The 18,767-nt window shown below is 73.0% G+C and carries 22 protein-coding genes; 11 read left to right on the forward strand and 11 right to left on the reverse strand.

Features of this window, described 5'->3' with window-relative positions:
* Nucleotides 1-36: 36 nt before the first annotated feature.
* Together ACNJ93_RS17095 and ACNJ93_RS17100 are read right to left on the reverse strand one after the other, a co-directional pair.
* On the reverse strand, nt 37-1,617 hold the full coding sequence (locus ACNJ93_RS17095; protein WP_418958265.1) for an ABC transporter permease: 1,581 nt from the start codon (nt 1,615-1,617) through the stop codon (nt 37-39).
* Complete coding sequence (locus tag ACNJ93_RS17100; protein WP_418958266.1) at nt 1,614-2,513, reverse strand: ATP-binding cassette domain-containing protein; 900 nt, start codon at nt 2,511-2,513, stop codon at nt 1,614-1,616. The genes ACNJ93_RS17095 and ACNJ93_RS17100 overlap by 4 nt, the downstream gene beginning before the upstream one ends.
* 92 nt (nt 2,514-2,605) lie before the next feature.
* Here ACNJ93_RS17100 and ACNJ93_RS17105 point away from each other — a divergent pair, with 92 nt between their 5' ends.
* The gene (locus tag ACNJ93_RS17105; RefSeq protein ID WP_418958267.1) at nt 2,606-3,100 is read left to right on the forward strand and encodes a GbsR/MarR family transcriptional regulator; all 495 of its coding nucleotides are present in this window, start codon (nt 2,606-2,608) and stop codon (nt 3,098-3,100) included.
* On the opposite strand, the gene ACNJ93_RS17110 is transcribed toward ACNJ93_RS17105, so the two are convergent.
* Nucleotides 3,073-3,891: a diacylglycerol kinase gene (locus ACNJ93_RS17110; RefSeq protein ID WP_418958268.1), complete on the reverse strand. Its 819-nt coding sequence runs from the start codon at nt 3,889-3,891 to the stop codon at nt 3,073-3,075. The genes ACNJ93_RS17105 and ACNJ93_RS17110 overlap by 28 nt on opposite strands.
* A gap of 142 nt (nt 3,892-4,033) precedes the next feature.
* On the opposite strand from ACNJ93_RS17110, the gene ACNJ93_RS17115 reads away from it, so the two are divergent.
* Entirely contained in the window at nt 4,034-5,317 is a 1,284-nt protein-coding gene (locus ACNJ93_RS17115) for an adenylosuccinate synthase (protein WP_418958269.1), read from the forward strand.
* Nucleotides 5,318-5,468: 151 nt separating this feature from the next.
* Here the strand turns inward: ACNJ93_RS17115 and ACNJ93_RS17120 are convergent, their stop codons facing one another.
* Nucleotides 5,469-6,662, reverse strand: a complete 1,194-nt coding sequence (locus tag ACNJ93_RS17120; protein ID WP_418958270.1) for an NAD(P)/FAD-dependent oxidoreductase — start codon at nt 6,660-6,662, stop codon at nt 5,469-5,471.
* 179 nt (nt 6,663-6,841) lie between these two features.
* Nucleotides 6,842-8,710, reverse strand: coding sequence for a protein kinase domain-containing protein (locus ACNJ93_RS17125; protein ID WP_418958271.1), 1,869 nt, complete (start codon nt 8,708-8,710; stop codon nt 6,842-6,844).
* 203 nt (nt 8,711-8,913) lie between these two features.
* Between ACNJ93_RS17125 and ACNJ93_RS17130 the strand changes: the two genes are divergently transcribed.
* On the forward strand, nt 8,914-9,852 hold the full coding sequence (locus ACNJ93_RS17130) for an NADP-dependent oxidoreductase (protein WP_418958272.1): 939 nt from the start codon (nt 8,914-8,916) through the stop codon (nt 9,850-9,852).
* Between the two features lie 166 nt (nt 9,853-10,018).
* The gene (locus tag ACNJ93_RS17135) at nt 10,019-10,915 is read left to right on the forward strand and encodes a glycoside hydrolase family 19 protein (RefSeq protein WP_418958273.1); all 897 of its coding nucleotides are present in this window, start codon (nt 10,019-10,021) and stop codon (nt 10,913-10,915) included.
* A gap of 21 nt (nt 10,916-10,936) precedes the next feature.
* Here the strand turns inward: ACNJ93_RS17135 and ACNJ93_RS17140 are convergent, their stop codons facing one another.
* Nucleotides 10,937-11,128 (reverse strand): DUF397 domain-containing protein, encoded by a 192-nt coding sequence (locus ACNJ93_RS17140; protein ID WP_418958274.1) that lies wholly within the window; start codon nt 11,126-11,128, stop codon nt 10,937-10,939.
* Nucleotides 11,125-11,961: a helix-turn-helix domain-containing protein gene (locus tag ACNJ93_RS17145; RefSeq protein ID WP_418958275.1), complete on the reverse strand. Its 837-nt coding sequence runs from the start codon at nt 11,959-11,961 to the stop codon at nt 11,125-11,127. Before ACNJ93_RS17145 ends, ACNJ93_RS17140 begins: the two co-directional genes overlap by 4 nt.
* Nucleotides 11,962-12,145: 184 nt before the next feature.
* Here ACNJ93_RS17145 and ACNJ93_RS17150 point away from each other — a divergent pair, with 184 nt between their 5' ends.
* Genes ACNJ93_RS17150 through ACNJ93_RS17165 form a run of 4 tightly spaced genes read left to right on the forward strand, consistent with a single transcriptional unit; the run spans nt 12,146 to nt 13,395 of the window.
* Nucleotides 12,146-12,526: a hypothetical protein gene (locus ACNJ93_RS17150; protein ID WP_418958276.1), complete on the forward strand. Its 381-nt coding sequence runs from the start codon at nt 12,146-12,148 to the stop codon at nt 12,524-12,526.
* 40 nt (nt 12,527-12,566) lie between these two features.
* Complete coding sequence (locus ACNJ93_RS17155) at nt 12,567-12,833, forward strand: hypothetical protein (protein ID WP_418958277.1); 267 nt, start codon at nt 12,567-12,569, stop codon at nt 12,831-12,833.
* Entirely contained in the window at nt 12,830-13,228 is a 399-nt protein-coding gene (locus ACNJ93_RS17160; RefSeq protein WP_418958278.1) for a type II toxin-antitoxin system VapC family toxin, read from the forward strand. The genes ACNJ93_RS17155 and ACNJ93_RS17160 overlap by 4 nt, the downstream gene beginning before the upstream one ends.
* A gap of 41 nt (nt 13,229-13,269) precedes the next feature.
* Nucleotides 13,270-13,395 carry a hypothetical protein gene (locus ACNJ93_RS17165; RefSeq protein ID WP_418958279.1) on the forward strand — a complete coding sequence of 42 codons (126 nt, stop codon included), beginning with the start codon at nt 13,270-13,272 and terminating at the stop codon, nt 13,393-13,395.
* A 217-nt stretch (nt 13,396-13,612) separates the two neighbouring features.
* Here the strand turns inward: ACNJ93_RS17165 and ACNJ93_RS17170 are convergent, their stop codons facing one another.
* The 4 genes from ACNJ93_RS17170 to ACNJ93_RS17185 all read right to left on the reverse strand — a co-directional run bounded on the left by ACNJ93_RS17170 (nt 13,613) and on the right by ACNJ93_RS17185 (nt 15,717).
* A complete protein-coding gene (locus ACNJ93_RS17170) occupies nt 13,613-14,074 on the reverse strand; it encodes a MarR family winged helix-turn-helix transcriptional regulator (protein ID WP_418958280.1) in 462 nt (153 codons plus the stop codon).
* A 7-nt stretch (nt 14,075-14,081) separates the two neighbouring features.
* The gene (locus ACNJ93_RS17175) at nt 14,082-14,687 is read right to left on the reverse strand and encodes a DJ-1/PfpI family protein (protein ID WP_418958281.1); all 606 of its coding nucleotides are present in this window, start codon (nt 14,685-14,687) and stop codon (nt 14,082-14,084) included.
* A 78-nt stretch (nt 14,688-14,765) separates the two neighbouring features.
* A complete protein-coding gene (locus ACNJ93_RS17180) occupies nt 14,766-14,897 on the reverse strand; it encodes a hypothetical protein (RefSeq protein ID WP_418958282.1) in 132 nt (43 codons plus the stop codon).
* A 187-nt stretch (nt 14,898-15,084) separates the two neighbouring features.
* A complete protein-coding gene (locus ACNJ93_RS17185) occupies nt 15,085-15,717 on the reverse strand; it encodes an NAD(P)-dependent oxidoreductase (protein WP_418958283.1) in 633 nt (210 codons plus the stop codon).
* Nucleotides 15,718-15,852: 135 nt separating this feature from the next.
* Here ACNJ93_RS17185 and ACNJ93_RS17190 point away from each other — a divergent pair, with 135 nt between their 5' ends.
* From ACNJ93_RS17190 to ACNJ93_RS17200, 3 genes are all read left to right on the forward strand, one after another.
* A complete protein-coding gene (locus ACNJ93_RS17190; RefSeq protein ID WP_418958284.1) occupies nt 15,853-16,428 on the forward strand; it encodes a TetR/AcrR family transcriptional regulator in 576 nt (191 codons plus the stop codon).
* 123 nt (nt 16,429-16,551) lie between these two features.
* A complete protein-coding gene (locus ACNJ93_RS17195; RefSeq protein ID WP_418958285.1) occupies nt 16,552-17,913 on the forward strand; it encodes an aspartate aminotransferase family protein in 1,362 nt (453 codons plus the stop codon).
* 72 nt (nt 17,914-17,985) lie between these two features.
* Nucleotides 17,986-18,693 (forward strand): GntR family transcriptional regulator, encoded by a 708-nt coding sequence (locus tag ACNJ93_RS17200; protein ID WP_418958286.1) that lies wholly within the window; start codon nt 17,986-17,988, stop codon nt 18,691-18,693.
* Nucleotides 18,694-18,767 lie beyond the last annotated feature (74 nt).

Genomic DNA, 18,767 nt, shown 5'->3' on the forward strand with positions numbered 1-18,767 from the left:
GCGTCACGAGCACCGGCCATCCCGTGGGCCGCGGCCTCAGCAGGCCACGTCCCGGCGGCGGAGGCGCCACAGGCCGGCCGTGGTCAGGGCCGTCGCGAGGCCCGTCAGGACGGCCAGCGGCGTCCAGGACATGTCCGGGCCCGGGAGCTTCGGGAGGTGGCTGAAGGGGGAGAGGTCCAGCACCGCCTGCGGGAGGTTCAGGGCCGGGCCGATCCAGCCGAGGAGCAGCGTCAGGCCCGCCGCGCCCCAGGCCGCCGGCGCGGCCTTCGGGTACGCGCCCCAGAGCAGGACCGCCAGGCCGCCGAGGACCCAGACCGCCGGGAGCTGGGCCAGCGCCGCGCCGAGGATGCCGGCGAAGTCCCGGCCGTACGAGGCGGAGAGCCCCACCGCCGCCAGGGCCATGATCAGCACCGCGCCGCCGAAGGCGACGGCCAGGTGTCCGGAGGCCCAGCGCAGCCGGCCGAGGGCGTTGGCGAGCAGCGGTTCGGCGCGCCCCGAGGTCTCCTCGCTGTGCAGCCGCAGCACCGAGCCGACCACGAACAGGCCGGCCATCATCCCGAACAGGCCCACCATCGTGGCGAGGAAGGCGTCCGTGAGGGCGCTCTGTCCGCCCATCCGCTCGAAGATCTGCTGCGCCTGCGCGTTGTCCCCGACGATGTCCGCCGCGCCCTCGACCATCCCGCCGAAGACCAGCCCCACCACCAGGAACCCGAGCGACCAGCCCAGCAGACCGCCCCGCTGGAGCCGCCACGCGAGCCCGCCGGCGGTGGCGAGCCGTCCCTCCGCCGGGCCGGGGCGGGCCGGGAGGAAGCTCATGCCGACGTCACGCCGCCCGGTCAGCACGTACGCGAGCCCGGTCTGCGCGAGCACGGCCCCGGCGATCAGCAGCAGCACCCACCAGCGCTCGCCGCCGTACGCCCGGACGTGCTCCGCCCACCCGACCGGCGACAGCCAGGTCAGCGCCGACGAACCCCCGGCCGTCCCCGCGTCCCCCGCCGCCCGCAGCACGAAGGCCAGGCCCAGCACCGCGCCCGTGAGGCCCTTCGCGAGCCGCGCGCTCTCGGTGAGCTGGGCGACGATCGCGGCCGTGGCGGCGAACAGCATGCCGGTGCCGCCCACCGCGAGCCCCAGGGCGAGCGCCCCGCCCGCGCCCAGGCGGGCGAGGCCGGCGGTCACGATCAGCGCGACGGCCGTGTTGGCGAGCAGCGCCGCCAGCAGCGCCGCCGTCAGCGGGGCGCGCCGCCCCACTGCCCCGGCGGAGAGCAGTTCCTGACGGCCCGTCTCCTCCTCCTCGCGGGTGTGCCGGACGACGACGAGCAGGCTCATCACCGCCGCGAGCGTCGCCGCGAGGACCCCGAACCGCCAGGCGGCGAGCCCGCCGAGCGAGTCCGAGAACACCGGCCCGTACAGGGACCGGAGCGAGCTGTTGGCGTTCATCGAGGCCGCGAGCTGCTCCCGTGTCGCCTCGGTGCCGTACAGGCTCTCCAGGGAGCCGACCCCGCCGGCCACGATCCCGCCGACGACCAGCACCCACAGCGGCATCATCAGCCGGTCGCGCCGCAGCGCGAGCCGCGCGAGGCCGAAGGTCCCGGCCAGGGGAACCGTGAGCGTGCTCATCGCGCCATCGCCTCGTCGTCAGCGTAGTGACGGAGGAACAGCTCCTCCAGGGTGGGCGGGGTGCTGGTCAGCGAGCGCACCCCGGACTCGGTCAGCGACCGGAGCACCGCGTCCAGCTTGTCGGTGTCGACCTGGAGCCGGACGCGCCGGCCCTGGACGTCCAGGCCGTGCACGCCGGGCAGGTGCGCGAGCCCGTTCGGCGCGCCGGCCAGCTCCGCGCTGACGCTCGTACGGGTGAGGTGGCGCAGGTCCGCGAGCGAACCGCTCTCCACCGTGCGGCCCTTGCGGATGATGCTGACCCGGTCGCAGAGGGTCTCGACCTCGCTGAGGATGTGGGACGACAGCAGGACGGTCGCCCCGCGCTCCCGCGCCTCCGCGACGCACTCCTGGAAGACGCCCTCCATCAGCGGGTCGAGCCCGCTGGTGGGTTCGTCGAGGATCAGCAGGTCGACGTCGGAGGCGAAGGCGGCGACCAGGGCGACCTTCTGCCGGTTGCCCTTGGAGTACGTCCGCCCCTTCTTCGTGGGGTCGAGCTCGAACCGTTCGATCAGCGCGGCGCGCCGCGCCTTGTCCAGGCCGCCGCGCAGTCGGCCGAAGAGGTCGATGACCTCGCCGCCGGAGAGGTTGCGCCACAGGGTGACGTCTCCGGGGACGTAGGCGATCCGGCGGTGCAGTGCGACGGCGTCCTGCCACGGGTCGCGGCCGAGGAGCCGCGCCGCGCCGGAGTCGGCGCGCAGGAGCCCGAGCAGGACCCGGATGGTGGTGGACTTCCCGGCCCCGTTGGGGCCCAGGAAGCCGTGGACCTCGCCGGTCTCGACGGTGAGGTCGAGGCCGTCCAGCGCGTGCGTCCGGCCGAACGACTTGTGCAGTCCGGCGACGCTGATTGCCTTCGTCATGCTTCAGAACGTACGCTACTTTCACAAAGTTGTGAAGTTAAGAAAGCGTATAAAGTCGAGGCGCCAGGGTGAGCGAGGGAGACGATGACCGCATGACCAGCAGCAAGCAGCAAGAGGACGTCGCGCGCTTCGTCGAGCGCTTCGCCGCCGAGATGACCGAGGCGGGCATGCAGCGCATGGCCTCCCGCGTCTTCGCGGCGCTGCTCGCCTCGGAGTCGGGCTCACTGACCTCGGCCGAGCTGGCCGAACAGCTCCGGATCAGCCCCGCGGCGGTCTCCGGCGCGATCCGCTACCTCACCCAGGTCGGCATGGTCGGCCGCGAACGCGACCCCGGCACCCGCCGCGACCGCTACGTCCTGCACCACGAGCTCTGGTACGAGACCTTCACCCGCCGCGACCAGATCCTGACCCGCTGGGAGAAGGTCCTGCGCGACGGCGCCGAGATCCTCGGCCCGGACACGCCCGCAGGCGCCCGCGTCGCCGAAACGGCCGAGTTCTTCGAGTTCATCCAGCACGAACTGCAAGCCATGCTCACCCGCTGGCACACCCACCGCACCGCTCAGTCCGCCGCGGAAGCCTCCGGCTGACCCGGCAGGGTCAGGCTCCAGGCGCCCGCGCGGGCCGTCCAGGTGCGGCGGCGGACCGGGGGGGAGGTGTGGGAGTCGGCGTGGTAGCGGAAGTCGGGGCCGGAGATCGTGAGGGTGCGGGCCTCCGTGCGGAGGGGAGGGGCCTGCGGGGGGCGGAGGACGACCTCCGCGACGCCGCCGAGGGAGCGGACCGTCACCGACTCCACCGGCTCGTCCAGGTCCCGCAGCAGCACCCCGTCCGCCTCCACCCGGAGCCGGTGCGTGCGCAGGCCGCCCTGCGCCGGGACGCGGGCCAGCGTCCGGACCAGCGTGCGGCAGGTGTTCCAGACCGTCGCCGGCGCGGGCGACGGCACGGGCGCCGCGGTCCCGATCCGCACGCCCCCGAGCACCACCCCGTCCCCGTCGTCCACCAGCAGGTCGCACCGCCGCGCCACGCCGTCCACCACCGCCCGAGCCGCCGCCACCGCGCTCTGCGGCACGCCGAGCGCCCTGGCCAGTTCGAGTGATCCCGGAGCGCCGATCGGGACCACCGACAGCGCCCCGTGCGCCAGCGCACGCTCCCGGTGCAGCAGGGTCACGGTCCGCAGCAGCGCCCGGTCGTCACCGACCACCACGGGGCGGCGCGAGCCCCGCCGGGCCAGGGCCCGGGCGAATTCCTCGGGACTGTCCGGCAGGCAGATTTTCGTTTCCGCCGCCGCGGACAGAACATCCTTCGCGATCCGCACGGACTCGCCGTCGCTTCGGCGGGCGACCGGGTCGACGATGACCAGCAGCTGGTCGGTATCCGACACCTCGGTCCTTCCTCGGGTAGCATCTTTGTGCAAGAGCCCCTTGCGCTATTGCGCCAGGGGCTTCGTCTATTCCGGGGCACACCGGTGAGGCGGCGTACGCCCCTGACCTTGGACATGCCCCGCCCGGAAGGGGTGTACGCCTGTGCCCGCACTTGTGCTGCTCGGTGCTCAGTGGGGTGACGAGGGCAAGGGAAAGGCCACCGATCTCCTCGGTGGATCCGTCGATTATGTGGTGCGCTACCAGGGCGGCAACAACGCCGGCCACACGGTCGTCGTCGGCGACCAGAAGTACGCGCTGCACCTTCTCCCTTCCGGAATCCTCTCGCCGGGGTGCACCCCGGTCATCGGCAACGGTGTCGTCGTCGACCCGGCGGTCCTGCTCTCCGAGCTGAGCGGGCTGAACGACCGCGGCGTCGACACGTCCAAGCTCCTCATCAGCGGCAACGCGCACCTGATCACCCCGTACAACGTCACCCTCGACAAGGTGACGGAACGGTTCCTCGGGAAGCGCAAGATCGGCACCACCGGCCGCGGCATCGGCCCGACCTACGCGGACAAGATCAACCGCGTCGGCATCCGGGTCCAGGACCTGTACGACGAGTCGATCCTCACCCAGAAGGTCGAGGCGGCCCTGGAGCAGAAGAACCAGCTGCTCGCCAAGGTCTTCAACCGCCGCGCGATCGAGTCCGGCCGGATCGTCGAGGAGATGCTCCAGTACGCGGACCAGATCCGCCCGTTCGTCGCCGACACCACCCTGATCCTGAACAACGCCATCGACGAGGGCAAGGTCGTGCTCTTCGAGGGCGGCCAGGGCACCCTGCTCGACGTCGACCACGGCACGTACCCCTTCGTCACCTCCTCGAACCCGACCGCCGGCGGCGCCTGCACCGGCGCGGGCGTGGGCCCGACGAAGATCAGCCGCGTCATCGGCATCCTGAAGGCGTACACCACCCGTGTCGGCGCCGGCCCGTTCCCGACGGAGCTGTTCGACGAGGACGGCGAGGCGCTGCGCCGCATCGGCGGCGAGCGGGGCGTCACCACCGGCCGCGACCGCCGCTGCGGCTGGTTCGACGCGGTCATCGCCCGCTACGCGACCCGCGTCAACGGCCTGACGGACTTCTTCCTCACCAAGCTCGACGTGCTCACCGGCTGGGAGCAGATCCCGGTCTGCGTCGCGTACGAGATCGACGGCAAGCGCGTCGAGGAGCTGCCGTACTCGCAGACGGACTTCCACCACGCGAAGCCGATCTACGAGATGCTGCCGGGCTGGTCGGAGGACATCACCAAGGCCAAGACCTTCTCCGACCTGCCGAAGAACGCGCAGGGCTACGTGAAGGCGCTGGAGGAGATGTCCGGCGCCCCGATCTCCGCCATCGGCGTCGGCCCCGGCCGCGACGAGACCATCGAGATCAACTCCTTCCTGTAGGAGACCCGCGCTCCCGATCCCGTCTCCCCGGGGCGGCCCGCGCACACCGAGGGCCCGCACGCGCCGCCGTGCGGGCCCTTCGCGTTTCCTTCGCGTCTCCTGCGCGCTTCGTCGGCGCTTCCTCGGCGAGTGAGGCCGGCCCGCCGGCCCCTCATACCGCCGGCTTCGGCGCGGCGGCCGCTCGGCCGCCCCGGGAGACGACGGTGCTGACGTTCATGCGCTTGCTGCAGCGGAAGGTCATGAGCGGGCTGCCGCTGACGAACTCCTTGTACCGGACCGCCGCGCGCCCCGTCAGGCGCAGCCGGTCGATCGGGGTGAAGTCCGCCCGGGTGAACTGGATGACGGCGTCCCGCCGGCCCAGGCTCACCGGCTGGTGGAAGTAGCCGAAGCGGAACGGCTTGACGGCCTTGCCGCGCACCAGCCGCGCGATCGTGTCGGCGGTGTACTGGGCCGTCGGCAGCCCGCTCTGGCAGGAGCCGTGGAGCAGCCCGTAGTCCATGCGGACGGCGGCCGCGTCGCCGACCGCGTGGATCTCGGGGTGGGACACCGACCGCAGCGTGCCGTCGGTCAGGACCAGCCCCCGGTCGTCGGTGGCGATCCCCGCCTCGGCGGCCAGCGGCGACACCTTCACGCCGGCGGTCCACAGGCAGGCGTCGGAGCGCAGGATCCGCCCGTCGGCGAGCTCCACGCCGTCCGGCAGCACCTTCGCGACCCGCACCCCTGTCTCCAGCGCGACGCCGAGGCGGGCGAGCGAGCGGTGCAGGTACGCGCGGGCCTTCGGGCCCATCATCGCGCCGGGCTCCTCCGTGCTGACCAGGGTCACGTTCAGGCCCGGGTGCGCCTCCGCGACCTCGGTGGCGGCCTCGATGCCGGTCAGGCCGCCGCCGCAGACGGTGACCGTGCCGCCGGTCGCGGCGAGCTCGGTGAGCCGCGCGGCGAACCGGCCGGCGGCCCGCGGGCCGTTCAGCGTGCACGCGTGCGCGTCGGCGCCGGGGACGTTCCCGGTGTCGGTCGCGCTGCCCAGCGCGTAGACGAGGGTGTCGTACCCGACGGTCAGGGAGCCGTCGAGGGTGATCCGGCGGGCCTCGGGGTCGATGGCGGTGGCCGCGCCCTGGACGAACTGCACGCCGGTGCCGGCCAGCAGGTCGGGGATCCGGTGGACGGGCAGCTCCTGCCCGGCGGCGGTCTGGTGCATCCGCAGCCGCTCCACGAACCGGCCCGAGGGGTTGACCAAGGTGATGCGCACGCCGGTGCGGCGGGTGCGGTGCGCCAGCCGGATCGCGGTGAACATGCCCGTGTAACCGCCGCCGAGGACGACGACGTGGTGGCCGTGGGCGTTGGTCATTTCGGTCTCCCTGGGTCGGGCACCGGCCTCCGTGCCGGTGACGCCCATAGGACAAGCGCCCTCACCGTCCTGTGACAGCCGTGTACGTGAGCTGCATCACAGTCGCCCCGTCGGCCTGCGTCACGAACCGGCGGGATCACGGGCGGACGAAGACCCCCGGCTCGCCGGCCGCCGGCGGATCACGGGCGGACGAAGACCCCCGGCTCGCCGTCCGCCGACATGCCGTAGACGAGCAGCTGCTCCTTGCCCTTGCGCCGCTGGAGGTGCAACGTCGCCGAGCCGTTCTCCGCGCAGTCCTTCGGGTCCCAGACCTCCGGATCGCGCACCTCCGGCCCCAGCACCAGGTACGGGGCCGTGCCGCCGAGGACGGCGGTGGCGGTGCAGCTGTACGTCTCGTCGCTCAGGTTGCCTTCGTTGTCGGTGCGCGGGTACGTCTGCTCGTACCGGACGAGGGGCGCGCCGACCGGGCCCTGCGTGATGATCAGCCGCCGCTCGTAGCGGTCGGCGCCCGGCACCGTCTCCCCCTCGGGCAGGTTCGGGAACGGCAGCTCCCGCCAGTTCCCGACGAAGGCGGCCGGGACGACGTCCTGGCCCGTCCGGGCCTTGCGGAAGGTGGCCTTCACCGCGCCCGAGGTCCATTCCGCCACGTTCGAGCCGCGCAGCGTGAGCGTCTGCTGCGCCACCGCCGTGCAGCGCCCGGCGGGCACGCTGGTCGTCACGTCGGAGTCCCCGAGGACCACCTTGTCCTCGTCCGCCGAGACCAGCACCGACCGCCCCATGCACAGCCGGTCCCCGGAGACCTGCACGTGGACGGCGGCCTTCGCGCCCACCGCGCCCTGCGTGATCTCGACCCGCGCGGTCTCGTACGGGGCGTCCGCCGAGCCCCGCAGCACGCCCTCCCAGGCGCCGATGAGCGCCGCCGGGACGACGCCCGCCGGGCGGGCCGCCACCCCGTCGGTCGTGCCGGAGGGAAGGTTCTTCTGCGCGTCGGTCCCGGTCTCCGGATCGGGCCAGAGCACGTACGTGACGGTGGCCGCCGCGGCCACCACCAGCGCGGCCAGCAGCGCGACCGGGCCCCTGCGCCGGCGGCGGGCCGGGGGCGCCGAAGGCGGCGTCGGCTCCGGGGGCGCGGGCTCGGCGGCCGGGGAGGCCGCCGCGGCCGCCTCCGCCTCCAGGACCCGCGCCGCGTGCCGCCCGAGCCCGGCGAGCACGTCCGCCGGGAGCCACGGCTCGGCGACGGGCAGCGCCTCGGCCAGTTCCACGGCCGTCGGCCGGTCCGCCGGCTCCTTGGCCAGACAGGCCCGCGCGAGGCCCGCCAGCTCCGCCGGAAGCCCGGTCAGATCCGGCTCGTCGTGCGCGATCCGGAACATCGTGGCGTGCACCCCGCTGTCCACGGTCCCGAACGGCGCGCGCCCGGTCGCCGCGTACACCAGCACCGAACCGAGGCAGAACACGTCCGACGCCGGCGTCAGCTTCTCCCCGCGCACCTGCTCGGGCGACATGAACCCCGGCGAGCCGACGACCGCGCCGGTGCTCGTCAGCCCGCCGTCCGTGATGGTGTCGACGGCGCGCGCGATGCCGAAGTCGATGATCTGCGGCCCGTCGACCGTCAGCAGCACGTTGGACGGCTTCAGGTCCCGGTGGACGAGCCCCGCCGCGTGCACGTGGCCGAGCGCCCGCGCGAGTCCCGCGCCCAGCGCCCGTACGGAGGCCGGCGGCAGCGGCCCGTACTCGTCCGCCACGACCGTCCGCAGCGACGGCCCCGGCACGTACCCGATCGCCACCCAAGGCGCGTGTGCCGAGGTGTCCGAGCCGAGCACGGGCGTGGTGCCCGTGCCGCCGACCCGCTCCAGGGCCGCGACCTCCCGGGCGAACCGCCGCCGGAACTCGTCCTGCTCCGCCAGCTCGGCGTGCACGACCTTCACCGCCACGGTCCGCCCGCCCTCCGAACGGGCGAGGAACACCCGGCCCATGCCGCCCACGCCGAGCCGGCCGAGCAGGCGGAACGGTCCGATGGCGGGCGGGTCTTCGGGATGCAAGGGGTCCACGTCGAAAGAGCATGCCAGACGCCCGCGGTGCCCCAGAAGGTGTTCCTGTTGTCGCCGCGGGACCCGTGTTCGGCCCTCGTTCGTCCGGCGCACACGCGTTGCCGGGGGTGCGGGCGCTGGGTTCAATGGCCCGGGAGGGAACATTCCGCACTAATCAGCCGGAATCAGTACGAGCGGTCCGAGTCCGTCCGAGAGGAACCCCGATGCGCGTGGTCGAAGTCTCCGCCTACGGCGGTCCGGAAGTGCTGCGGATGGCCCACCGCCCCGAGCCGGAGACCGGCGAGGTGCCCGGCGAGGTACGCGTCCGGCTCAAGGCCACCACGGTCAACAAGGCCGACCTCGCGATCCGCGCGGGCGCGTTCGCCGACGTCATGCCCGACCTCCGGCTCCCGTTCGTGCTGGGCTTCGACTTCGTCGGCCGGCTCCTCGACCCGGCCCCCGGGCTGTCCGAGGGCCAGCGCGTCGCCGGCTTCGTCCCCTGGTTCCAGCGGCCCGGCCGGGGCACGTACGCGGAGGTCGTCACCGTCGACCCCGCCTGGGTGGCCCCCGTCCCCGACGCGGTGGACGCGGTCGACGCGGCCTCCCTCCCGTTCAGCTCCCTGACCGCGCACCAGGCCCTGGAGCACCTGGCGCTGCCGGAGGGCTCGACGGTCTTCATCTCCGGCGCGAGCGGTGTCGTCGGACGGTTCGCCGTCCAGCACGCCGCCGAGCGCGGGCTGCGCGTCATCGCGCTCTCCCACGAGGGCGGCGAGCACGAACTGAAGGTGCTCGGCGCGGAGCACGTCGTCCGCCGCGACGAGCCGGAGGCCGTCGTCACGGAGGTGCTGCGGCACACGCCGGAGGGCGTGCACGGCGTCTTCGACCCGGCGCGCATGGCCGACCCGCTGATGCGCGTGGTCAGGGACGGCGGCGTCTTCATCGCGGGCCACGAGTCCTCCGTGCCGGTCGCGGAGCGCGACATCAGGGCCCACACGTTCTCGACCGCCCCCGACGGCGCGCGGCTGAAGGAGATGCTGGAGCGCCTGGCCGAACGCCGGCTCACCACCCGCGTGGCCGACGTCCTCCCCCTGGAGGAGGCCGCCGAGGCCCACCGCCGCGCGGAGGGCGGCGGCCGGCTGGGCCGCATCGTGCTCGTGATGTGACGCCAGTTTCCTGAGGAGGGAGACCGCCGGGAGGACCGGCGGTCTCCTTTTCGTCATGGGTCGCACCGCACGCGGAACGCCGACTGTCACAACCTTGGTCCAGACCTTGACAGGTACAGACCAATCTCGGTTCTCTGGCCTTCCCCCACACGGAAGGACGGAGCGCATGCTGCGACGCCTGCTCACCCTCATGTCCGCCCTCTGTACGGCCGTTGCCGTCGCCGTACTCCTGCCCGCCGCCACCGCGACCGGCGCCGCCGCGGCGGCGTGCGCGGCCCCCTGGAACTCGACCGGCGTCTACACCGGCGGCATGACCGCCTCGTACAACGGCCACAACTGGTACGCGAAGTGGTGGACCCAGAACGAACGCCCCGGCACCGCCGACGTCTGGCGCGACGAGGGCGTCTGCGGCGACGGCGGCGGCACGACACCGCCGCCGTCCTCCGGCTTCGTGGTCTCCGAGGCCCAGTTCAACCAGATGTTCCCGAGCCGGAACTCCTTCTACACGTACGCGGGCCTCAAGGCGGCGCTCTCCGCGTACCCCGCCTTCGCGAACACCGGCAGCGACACCGTGAAGAAGCAGGAGGCCGCGGCCTTCCTCGCCAACGTCAGCCACGAGACGGGCGGGCTGGTCCACATCGTCGAGCAGAACACCGCGAACTACCCGCACTACTGCGACTGGAGCCAGTCCTACGGCTGCCCGGCCGGCCAGGCCGCGTACTACGGCCGCGGGCCGATCCAGTTGAGCTGGAACTTCAACTACAAGGCGGCGGGTGACGCGCTCGGCATCAACCTGCTGAACGACCCGTACCGCGTCGAGCGCGACGCGGCCGTCGCCTGGAAGACGGGCCTCTGGTACTGGAACACCCAGAACGGCCCCGGCACGATGACCGGCCACAACGCCATGGTCAACGGCGCGGGCTTCGGCCAGACGATCCGCTCCATCAACGGCGCGCTGGAGTGCGACGGGAAGAACCCGGCGCAGGTCGAGAGCCGGGTCAGCAAGTACCGCCAGTTCACGACGCTCCTCGGCGTCCCGACGGGCGCGAACCTGTACTGCTGACCCGACGCTCCCCGGTCCCCCTCAGCCCTGCCACGCCACGAACGCCGACCACGCGTCGGGCGCGACGGCGAAGGTGGGGCCGTGGGGGACTTTGGAGTCACGGAGGTGGACGGAGTGGGGGGCGGCGACTTCGTCGCCGAAGGCGACCTCGATGCACTCCCCGCCGGCGCTGCTGCTGTAGCTCGACTTGAACCAGTGCAGGGTCTCGCTCATGTTCCTTCTCCCGCCAACTGCTCGATGAGCCCCAGTGATTCGCGAGGGTCCAGGGCCTGTGCCCGGATCTTCGCATAACGCTGGGCGTACGTACGCACCTTTGTCTGGTCGGTGATCAGCACGCTCTCGTCCCCGATCTCCAGGTAGACGAGACGGTCGCCGTCGCACGTCTCGATGAAAGTCATACCGCCTCGGTCACCAGCGTTCTCGCCGCGCAGCCCGACGTCCAGAGGCAGGATCTGCAGGGTCACGTTCTTGCGCCGTGCGTACTCCGCAAGGCAGCGGTACTGCCCACGCATGACCTTCTCGCTGCCGAACTTACGGTGCAATGCCGACTCGTCCAGGATCAGCTCGATCAGGCACAGCGGCTGCTTGTCGAACAGGGCCTTGCGCGCCACGCGCGCGACCACCAGTTCCTCGACGCGCTCGTCGCTCACGGGCGGGTAGCCGCCTGCGATCTGCGCACGCGCGTATGCCTCCGTCTGGAACAGGCCGTGCACGTTCTGCACGGAGAACAGGCTCAGGGTGGCCGCCTGCTGCTCGATGAGGGCGTACTCCCGGAACAACACCGGCAACCGTTCCAGCCGCACCCACAGCCGCAGATCCTCGAACACTCCCGTCCCGCCGCCCAACACCTCCTCCAGCTTCACCAGCATCTCGTCGCTCACCGGCTGGGCCAGCGTCTCCATCGCGCTGATCGCCGCGCCGGAGTAGCCCATCATCTGGCCCAGCTGCTCCTGCGTGAGCCCCCTCCGCAGGCGCAATCGCTTCGCGATGCTCGCTGCCATGCGGGCCGCCGGGCCCGCCGATTCCTTGTTCTCCGCCCGCGCCATCCGCGATCCCCATTCGGACTCGACCGGACTCAACCGGTCTCAACTGCTCCCCGCCGAATTCGACTGCCTGCAAGGCGCGTTCATGCAGGTCAAGGGGTTTCCGACGCGCCCTCGTCAGTCCTGGAAAACGCTAGCGACGACACGGGATCCTGTCTCCGTGAAAGCAGCGAATCGGGAAGAAAACATGGATTGGATTCCAGTTTCCGGATTCCAACTCCGCAAGGCCGGCGTGCAATTCGACGCCGTGCGGGTCGACGGCGACGAGGGCAGGGAGCTCGCGGACCACATGGAGCGGCTGACGGGCGGGGACCCGGGGCCCGTGGTGGTGGAGGCGAACGGGCGGCGCGCGGTGTACTTCCTCGTCCCGCCGGGGACGACGACGCACCGGGCCTGGCCCCGAGGCGTCACGCGGCTGAACGCGGGGCCCACCCATGTGGGGTACGTGCCGGTGCCGGCGCTCCAGGGGCGGACGTGGCCGCTGTCGTGGCGGTTCCCGCCGACGCGGCCGGGCCGGTACGTGCACGCGCTGCTGCTGCGGAGCGTGGCGACGGTGCTGCTGGGGTGACGCGTTGCCCCGTCCGGTGCATGCATGCGAAAATGCATGCATGGTGGCACTGCAGATTCGTGACGTACCCGAGGAGATGCGGGACCGGCTGGCGGCCATAGCGGGAGAGCGTGGTCAGTCGCTTCAGGCGTATCTCTTCGACGTGCTCACGGACGAGGTGCGGCGGCGGGACAACCTGGCCGTCCTGGAGAGGTTCTCCCGGGGGCGCCACGGGACCGCCCTCGGCACCGCCGACGTGCTGGACGTGCTGCGGGCCGGCCGTCAGGAGCGGGACACCTCGCTCGGTGTGCCCGGAGCCGAGGAGTGATCGTCGTCGACGCCTCCGTGTTCGCGTTCTCGCTGCTCGACGAGGGGGCAATGGGCGGACGGTGCAGAGCTGCCCTCATGGCCGACAGCAGGTGGATCGCTCCGGAGCACTGGACGATCGAGGTCATGTCCGTGATCCGGGGGAACCTGCTCGGCGGCAAGATCTCCAAGGCGCACGCGGACGACGCCGTCGCCGCGCTGGCGGAGCTGGAGCCGGTCGTTCCCCGGTCCAAGGTGCTGCTGCCGCGGGTCTGGGAGCTGCGCGGGAACCTCACTGTGTACGACGCCGCCTATGTGGCGGCGGCGGAGGCGTACGGGTGCGCGTTGGTGACCACGGACGGCCGGCTGGCGCGCGCCTCCGGCATTCGGTGCAAGGTCGACGTGATCGGCGGCTGAGTCGCGCGGCGGGGTCCTGCCGGGGTGAGAGGGTGCGGACCATGCGCCTCAACCCTGTCGGCGGGAACGGTACGGCCCGCAAGCGGTGGATCCTGTTGCTGCTCGGGCTGTTCCTGGGCCTTGTCCTCGCGGCGTTCGGTACGGGGGTGATGGACGCGCTCGCCTAGGGGGTGTCTCGTCGATCATGCCGGGCTCCCGGCGCCTGGTGCCGCTCCCCCGCTGCCCGAAAGGCGCGGGGGGACCCCCAGCCGGGTTGTCGTCGGTCGCCGACGCGCTGCGTAGCCTCCCTCCTCCGCCTTGCGATGCACGGCACCGGACGCCGCTCGCTGATCCGGCCTGATCGAAAAGACACCCCCTAGGGGGTGTCCGGGGGAGTCCCCCAGGTCACTCGCCGGTCGGCTCCGACTCGATCGCGTCCAGGGCCGCGGAGAGGCGGTGGAGGACGCGCACGGTCTCGTCGAAGGCGTCCTGGCCTCCGAGTTCGCGCATCAGGCGGGCCGCCAGTTCGGCGTGGCCGGGGTCGATGCGGCGGATGGCGGCGCGGCCCTCGGCGGTGGGGGCGAGGAGCTTGGCGCGGCGGTGCGCCGGGTTGGGCTCGTACGCGGCGAGGCCCTCGCGGACCAGGAGGTCCGCGATGCGCTGGACGCTCTGGCGGGTGATGCCCATGACGCGGGCGATCCCGGCGACGGGGAGCGGTTCCGGCAGGACGGCTCCGAGGACCTGCCACCACGCGGCGGTGAGGCCGGCCGGCTCGGCCAGTCTCTCCGAGACGGAGAGGAACTGGCCGTTCAGCCGGAACACGGCCAGCGCGGTCTGCGACAGCGCGTCCTGCTGCGCCCGGGTCATGGGTCGTCTACTCCTCGTCGTCCGCGTTCAGTTCCTCGTACGCCGCCGGGTCCGAGTCGTGGAAGAGGCGGTACCAGGCGTCCAGCCGGGAGCCCTCGAAGGCCCCGAGCTTCCCCAGGATCTCGCGGGCGAAGGCGACCGGCTCGGTGGGGCCGGCGGTGATCAGCTCGCCGTCGGTGACCGCGTCGGCGTCGACGTACCGGTCGCCGCCCCGGTAGCCGGTCGCGGCGAGGTAGAAGCTCACGGCGCTGGTGTGGGCGCGGTCGTCGAGCAGGCCCTCGCGGGCGAGGCCGGCGGTGGCGCCGCAGATGGCGGCGACGGGGACCTTCGCGTCGAGGAACGCGCGGGCCTTCGCGGCGAAGGGCGCGAGCTCGTCGCCCGTGTCCCACAGGTCGGCGCCCGGCAGGATCAGCAGCTCGCTGTCCTCGGGGCGGAGGTCGGCGAGGGCGAGGTCCGGGACGATCCGGATCCCGGCGATCGTGGTGACGGGGCGGTCGGCGACGAGGCCGACGGTCTTCACGGTGCGGCCGCTGCGGGCGAGCCACGCGGTGGCGTGGCCGGTCTCCCAGTCGGCGAGGGTGTCGTAGACGGCGAGGTGCACGGTGCCGGTCATGGCGGGCCTCCTGCGGTGTCCGGTGTATGACAGCAGACTGTCATGTTGGCAGCGTGCTGTCAATGGTCGCCTCGGCGCTCACTGTCCTCGACGCCGCGGAGCCAGTCCGCCGCGGAGCCAGTCCGCCGCGGCGCCCGCGAGCAGCGCCGCGCCGCGGTCGCTGAGGTGGATGTGGTCGACGGTCAGGTCGAGGCCGTTGCCGCGCGTCATCCTCGCCCCGGCGGCGACGACCACCGGGCCGTCGCCCGCCGGCCGGCCCTCGGCGCGGGCCGCGGCGGGCGCGCCGGCGGGGGCGCGCAGGAACGTCGGGAACGTCAGGTACCCGACCGTGCCCGCGGCGGTCAGGAGGGCGAGGAGCAGGGCGCCCGCGACCGCCCCGTGAGGACGCGGCCCACGGTCAGTACCCCAGTCCGACGGTGTGGCCGACCGTCCTCGGGTTCGCGAGCGCGTCCAGGGACGCACGGGCGAGGTCGGCGCGGGACAGGAAGTGGCCGCCGCGCACATTGCGGTCGGTGGCGGTGCGGTAGGCGCGGGGCCGGCCGTCGGTGAGGCGGGGCGGGCGCATCAGCGTCCAGTCCAGGCCGCTCGCGCGGACGGCCGCCTCGGTGCGGACGAAGTCCGCGAAGGCGTGCCGCAGGAAGCGGCCCACCACCGGCTTGACGACGCTCCGGGTGAACGGGCCGTCGCCCTCGTCCACGACGTGACCCGACGCGGTGACGACGACCAGTCGGCGTCCGCCGGCCGCCCGCAGCGCGGTGATGATCGACCGCGCGCCGTCGCTGCAGACGGTGGTCTCGCCCGTGCCGCGCGGGCCCAGGGCCGAGACGACGCCGTCCCGGCCCGTCACCGCCTCGGTGATCGCCGCGGGGTCCATGACGTCGGCCCGGACGACATCGAGCGCGGGGTGCCCGGCCTGCCGGACCCGGGCCGGGTCGCGGACGACGGCGGTGACGTGATGCCCGGCCTCCAGCGCCAGGCGCACCAGGTGCTCTCCCGTGCCGCCGGTCGCTCCGAAAACGGTGATGCGCATGCTGGCCCTCCAGATCAACGGGGTTCCGCGGGGTTTCGCCAGGGCTCACGGGGTTAGTGAACACTAGCCCCAGGCTGCGCTAGTGTTCACTAACCTGTCAAGGGACGGAGCTCGGCGAAGAGGGGCAGGACGGCGATGAGCACACGGGAGCGGATCCTCGACGCGGCCGCGGAGATCCTGCGCGCCCGGGGCGTCGTCAGCGCGACGACCAAGGAGATCGCGCAGGCCACCGGCGTCTCGGAGCCCACGCTGTACAAGTACTTCGGCGACAAGGAGCGGCTGCTGCTCGCCGTCCTGGAGGAGCGGGTGCCCGGCCTGTCGCAGGTCGACGTCCGGCCCGGAGCGGGCGACGTCGAGGCGAACCTCGCCGAGCTGGCCCACGCGGCGCTCGTCTTCTACCAGCGCTCCTTCCCCATGCTGGGCGCCCTGCTGGCCGACCCGCAGCGCATGGCGGCGCACCGCGTGGCCATGAGCCGGCACGGCGGCGGCCCGGACCGGCCGGTCGCCGGCTTCGCCGCGTACCTGCGCGCCGAGCAGGAGCTCGGGCGCATCGCCGCCGACGCGGACCCGGAGGCGTCCGCCGCGCTGCTGATCGGCGCCTGCTTCCAGGAGGCGTTCCTGCGGTACTACGCCGGGGGCCCGGACGCGGAGGCCGCCCCGCGCGCCCGCGCCGAGGCCCTGGCCCGGGCGGTGGTCGCGCCGCTGCGGTGAGGGGCGGGGCGGGCCGGTGGCGGCGCCGCGCTCCGTACGCGCAGCAAGGTGTCGCGTCGCCCCGGGTCTCGGTGGACAAGATGGTCATGGCCGCTCCGACCTGCGCGTCCTTACCCTGGCCGCATGACCCCTCATGTCGAACCCGACCCGCAGGCAGGGGCGGCCGTGAAGGCCGCCGACCGTGCGCACGTGTTCCATTCCTGGTCCGCCCAGGGCCTGATCGACCCGCTCGCCGTCGCCGGCGCGGAGGGTTCGTACTTCTGGGACTACGACGGCAACCGCTACCTCGACTTCACCAGCGGCCTCGTCTACACCAACATCGGCTACCAGCACCCCCGCGTGGTCGCCGCCATCCAGGAGCAGGCCGCGAAGCTCACCACCTTCGCGCCCGCCTTCGCCATCGACGTGCGCTCCGAGGCCGCCCGCCTCATCGCCGAGCGCACCCCCGGCGACCTGAACAAGATCTTCTTCACCAACGGCGGCGCCGAGGCCGTCGAGAACGCCGTCCGGATGGCCCGTCTGCACACGGGCCGCCACAAGGTGCTCTCGGCCTTCCGCTCGTACCACGGTGCGACCTCCACCGCGATCAACCTCACCGGCGACCCGCGCCGCTGGGCCTCCGACACGGGCTCCGCGGGCGTCGTCCGCTTCTGGGCGCCGTTCCTGTACCGCTCGCCGTTCTACGCCGAGACCGAGCAGCAGGAGTGCGAGCGCGCCCTCCAGCACCTCGAGGACACCATCGCCTTCGAGGGCCCGGCCACCATCGCCGCGATCGTCCTGGAGACCGTCCCCGGCACCGCCGGCATCATGGTCCCGCCGCCCGGCTACCTCGCGGGCGTGCGCGCGATCTGCGACCGGTACGGCATCGTCTTCGTCCTCGACGAGGTCATGGCCGGCTTCGGCCGCACGGGGAAGTGGTTCGCCGCCGAGCACTTCGACGTCGTCCCCGACCTGATGACCTTTGCCAAGGGCGTGAACTCCGGGTACGTGCCGCTCGGCGGCGTCGCGATCAGCGAGGAGATCGCCGCGACCTTCGCCACCCGCCCGTACCCCGGCGGCCTCACGTACTCCGGCCACCCGCTCGCCTGCGCCGCCGCCGTCGCCACGATCCAGGTGATGGAGGACGAGAAGGTCGTCGAGCACGCCGCCCGCATCGGCGAGACCGTCCTCGGCCCCGGCCTGCGCGAGCTGGCCGAGCGCCACCCGTCCGTCGGCGAGGTGCGCGGCATGGGCGCGTTCTGGGCGCTGGACCTGGTCAGGAACAAGGAGACCCGCGAGCCGCTCGTCCCGTACAACGCGTCCGGCGAGGCCAACGCCCCCATGGCGGCCTTCGGCGCGGCGGCGAAGAAGCACGGCCTGTGGCCGTTCATCAACATGAACCGCACCCACGCCGTCCCGGCCTGCAACGTCTCCGAGGCCGAGGCGAAGGAGGGCCTGGCCGCCCTCGACGCCGCCCTCTCGGTCGCGGACGAGCACACGGTCTGACGCCCGCGACGATCATGGCGCCCCCTCCGCCTGGACTACTGTGTCCCGGAGCCGGACGGAGGGGGCCGAACCATGGCCACGAACGCGAGCGTGACGCGGAGCACCCTGCGACAGCAGATCGCGGACGCGCTGCGTGACGAGATCCTCGCGGGGCGTCTGCGTCCGGGTGACACGTTCACCGTCAAACAGATCGCCGAGCAGTACGGCGTCTCGGCGACGCCCGTGCGCGAGGCCCTCGTCGACCTCTCCGCGCAGGGGCTGCTCGACTCCGACCACCACCGCGGCTTCTGCGTCCACCGCTTCACGGTCGAGGACTACCGGGGCATGGTCGAGGCCCGCATGATGATCGTGGACGGCATATTCCGCCGCCACCTCTCCGCCCTCGCCGAACCCCACCCCGCCCTCCCGAACGGCGAGCCGGACGTGCGCTTCGGCGTGGCCCTCGCCTCCGTGCGCCGCCGCGCCGAGGCCGCCGCGCGCGCCGCCCGCACCGGCGACCTGGACGTCCTCGTCGGCTACGACATCCGCTTCTGGCGCGAGCTGAGCCGGCTGGTCGCCGCCAACGACTACGTCGCCGACTTCCTGCACCGGCTGCGCGTGCACGCCTGGGTGTTCGCCGTGCCGTACCTGCGCGCCGACGACGAGCTGGTCGACTGGCTGTGGGGCGGGCACACCGACCTCGTGGACGCGATCACCCTGGGCGACGCGACGGCCGCGCTCGCCGTCGTGGAGGCGTACAACGCGCACGCCCTGCAGTGGGCGGACCGGCTCGCGCGCTGACCGCGGCGGCCGCGCTTCGCGGGAGCGACGCGTACCCGGCCTGTGCGGAGGGTACGGAGGCCACTACGCTGTCC

Source organism: Streptomyces tritici, assembly GCF_048500665.1.
Classification (GTDB): domain Bacteria; phylum Actinomycetota; class Actinomycetes; order Streptomycetales; family Streptomycetaceae; genus Streptomyces; species Streptomyces tritici.

Excerpts from the sequence above, each read along its gene's own strand:
- ACNJ93_RS17150 (WP_418958276.1), top strand. The coding sequence starts at position 12,146 with ATGGATTGGATTCCAGTTTCCGGATTCCAACTCCGCAAGGCCGGCGTG.
- ACNJ93_RS17120 (WP_418958270.1), bottom strand. The coding sequence starts at position 6,662 with ATGACCAACGCCCACGGCCACCACGTCGTCGTCCTCGGCGGCGGTTAC.
- ACNJ93_RS17095 (WP_418958265.1), bottom strand. The coding sequence starts at position 1,617 with ATGAGCACGCTCACGGTTCCCCTGGCCGGGACCTTCGGCCTCGCGCGG.
- ACNJ93_RS17195 (WP_418958285.1), top strand. The coding sequence starts at position 16,552 with ATGACCCCTCATGTCGAACCCGACCCGCAGGCAGGGGCGGCCGTGAAG.
- ACNJ93_RS17135 (WP_418958273.1), top strand. The coding sequence starts at position 10,019 with ATGCTGCGACGCCTGCTCACCCTCATGTCCGCCCTCTGTACGGCCGTT.
- ACNJ93_RS17100 (WP_418958266.1), bottom strand. The coding sequence starts at position 2,513 with ATGACGAAGGCAATCAGCGTCGCCGGACTGCACAAGTCGTTCGGCCGG.
- ACNJ93_RS17145 (WP_418958275.1), bottom strand. The coding sequence starts at position 11,961 with ATGGCGCGGGCGGAGAACAAGGAATCGGCGGGCCCGGCGGCCCGCATG.
- ACNJ93_RS17175 (WP_418958281.1), bottom strand. The coding sequence starts at position 14,687 with ATGACCGGCACCGTGCACCTCGCCGTCTACGACACCCTCGCCGACTGG.
- ACNJ93_RS17155 (WP_418958277.1), top strand. The coding sequence starts at position 12,567 with ATGGTGGCACTGCAGATTCGTGACGTACCCGAGGAGATGCGGGACCGG.
- ACNJ93_RS17105 (WP_418958267.1), top strand. The coding sequence starts at position 2,606 with ATGACCAGCAGCAAGCAGCAAGAGGACGTCGCGCGCTTCGTCGAGCGC.
- ACNJ93_RS17190 (WP_418958284.1), top strand. The coding sequence starts at position 15,853 with ATGAGCACACGGGAGCGGATCCTCGACGCGGCCGCGGAGATCCTGCGC.
- ACNJ93_RS17180 (WP_418958282.1), bottom strand. The coding sequence starts at position 14,897 with ATGACGCGCGGCAACGGCCTCGACCTGACCGTCGACCACATCCACCTC.
- ACNJ93_RS17140 (WP_418958274.1), bottom strand. The coding sequence starts at position 11,128 with ATGAGCGAGACCCTGCACTGGTTCAAGTCGAGCTACAGCAGCAGCGCC.
- ACNJ93_RS17200 (WP_418958286.1), top strand. The coding sequence starts at position 17,986 with ATGGCCACGAACGCGAGCGTGACGCGGAGCACCCTGCGACAGCAGATC.
- ACNJ93_RS17185 (WP_418958283.1), bottom strand. The coding sequence starts at position 15,717 with ATGCGCATCACCGTTTTCGGAGCGACCGGCGGCACGGGAGAGCACCTG.
- ACNJ93_RS17130 (WP_418958272.1), top strand. The coding sequence starts at position 8,914 with ATGCGCGTGGTCGAAGTCTCCGCCTACGGCGGTCCGGAAGTGCTGCGG.
- ACNJ93_RS17170 (WP_418958280.1), bottom strand. The coding sequence starts at position 14,074 with ATGACCCGGGCGCAGCAGGACGCGCTGTCGCAGACCGCGCTGGCCGTG.
- ACNJ93_RS17165 (WP_418958279.1), top strand. The coding sequence starts at position 13,270 with ATGCGCCTCAACCCTGTCGGCGGGAACGGTACGGCCCGCAAGCGGTGG.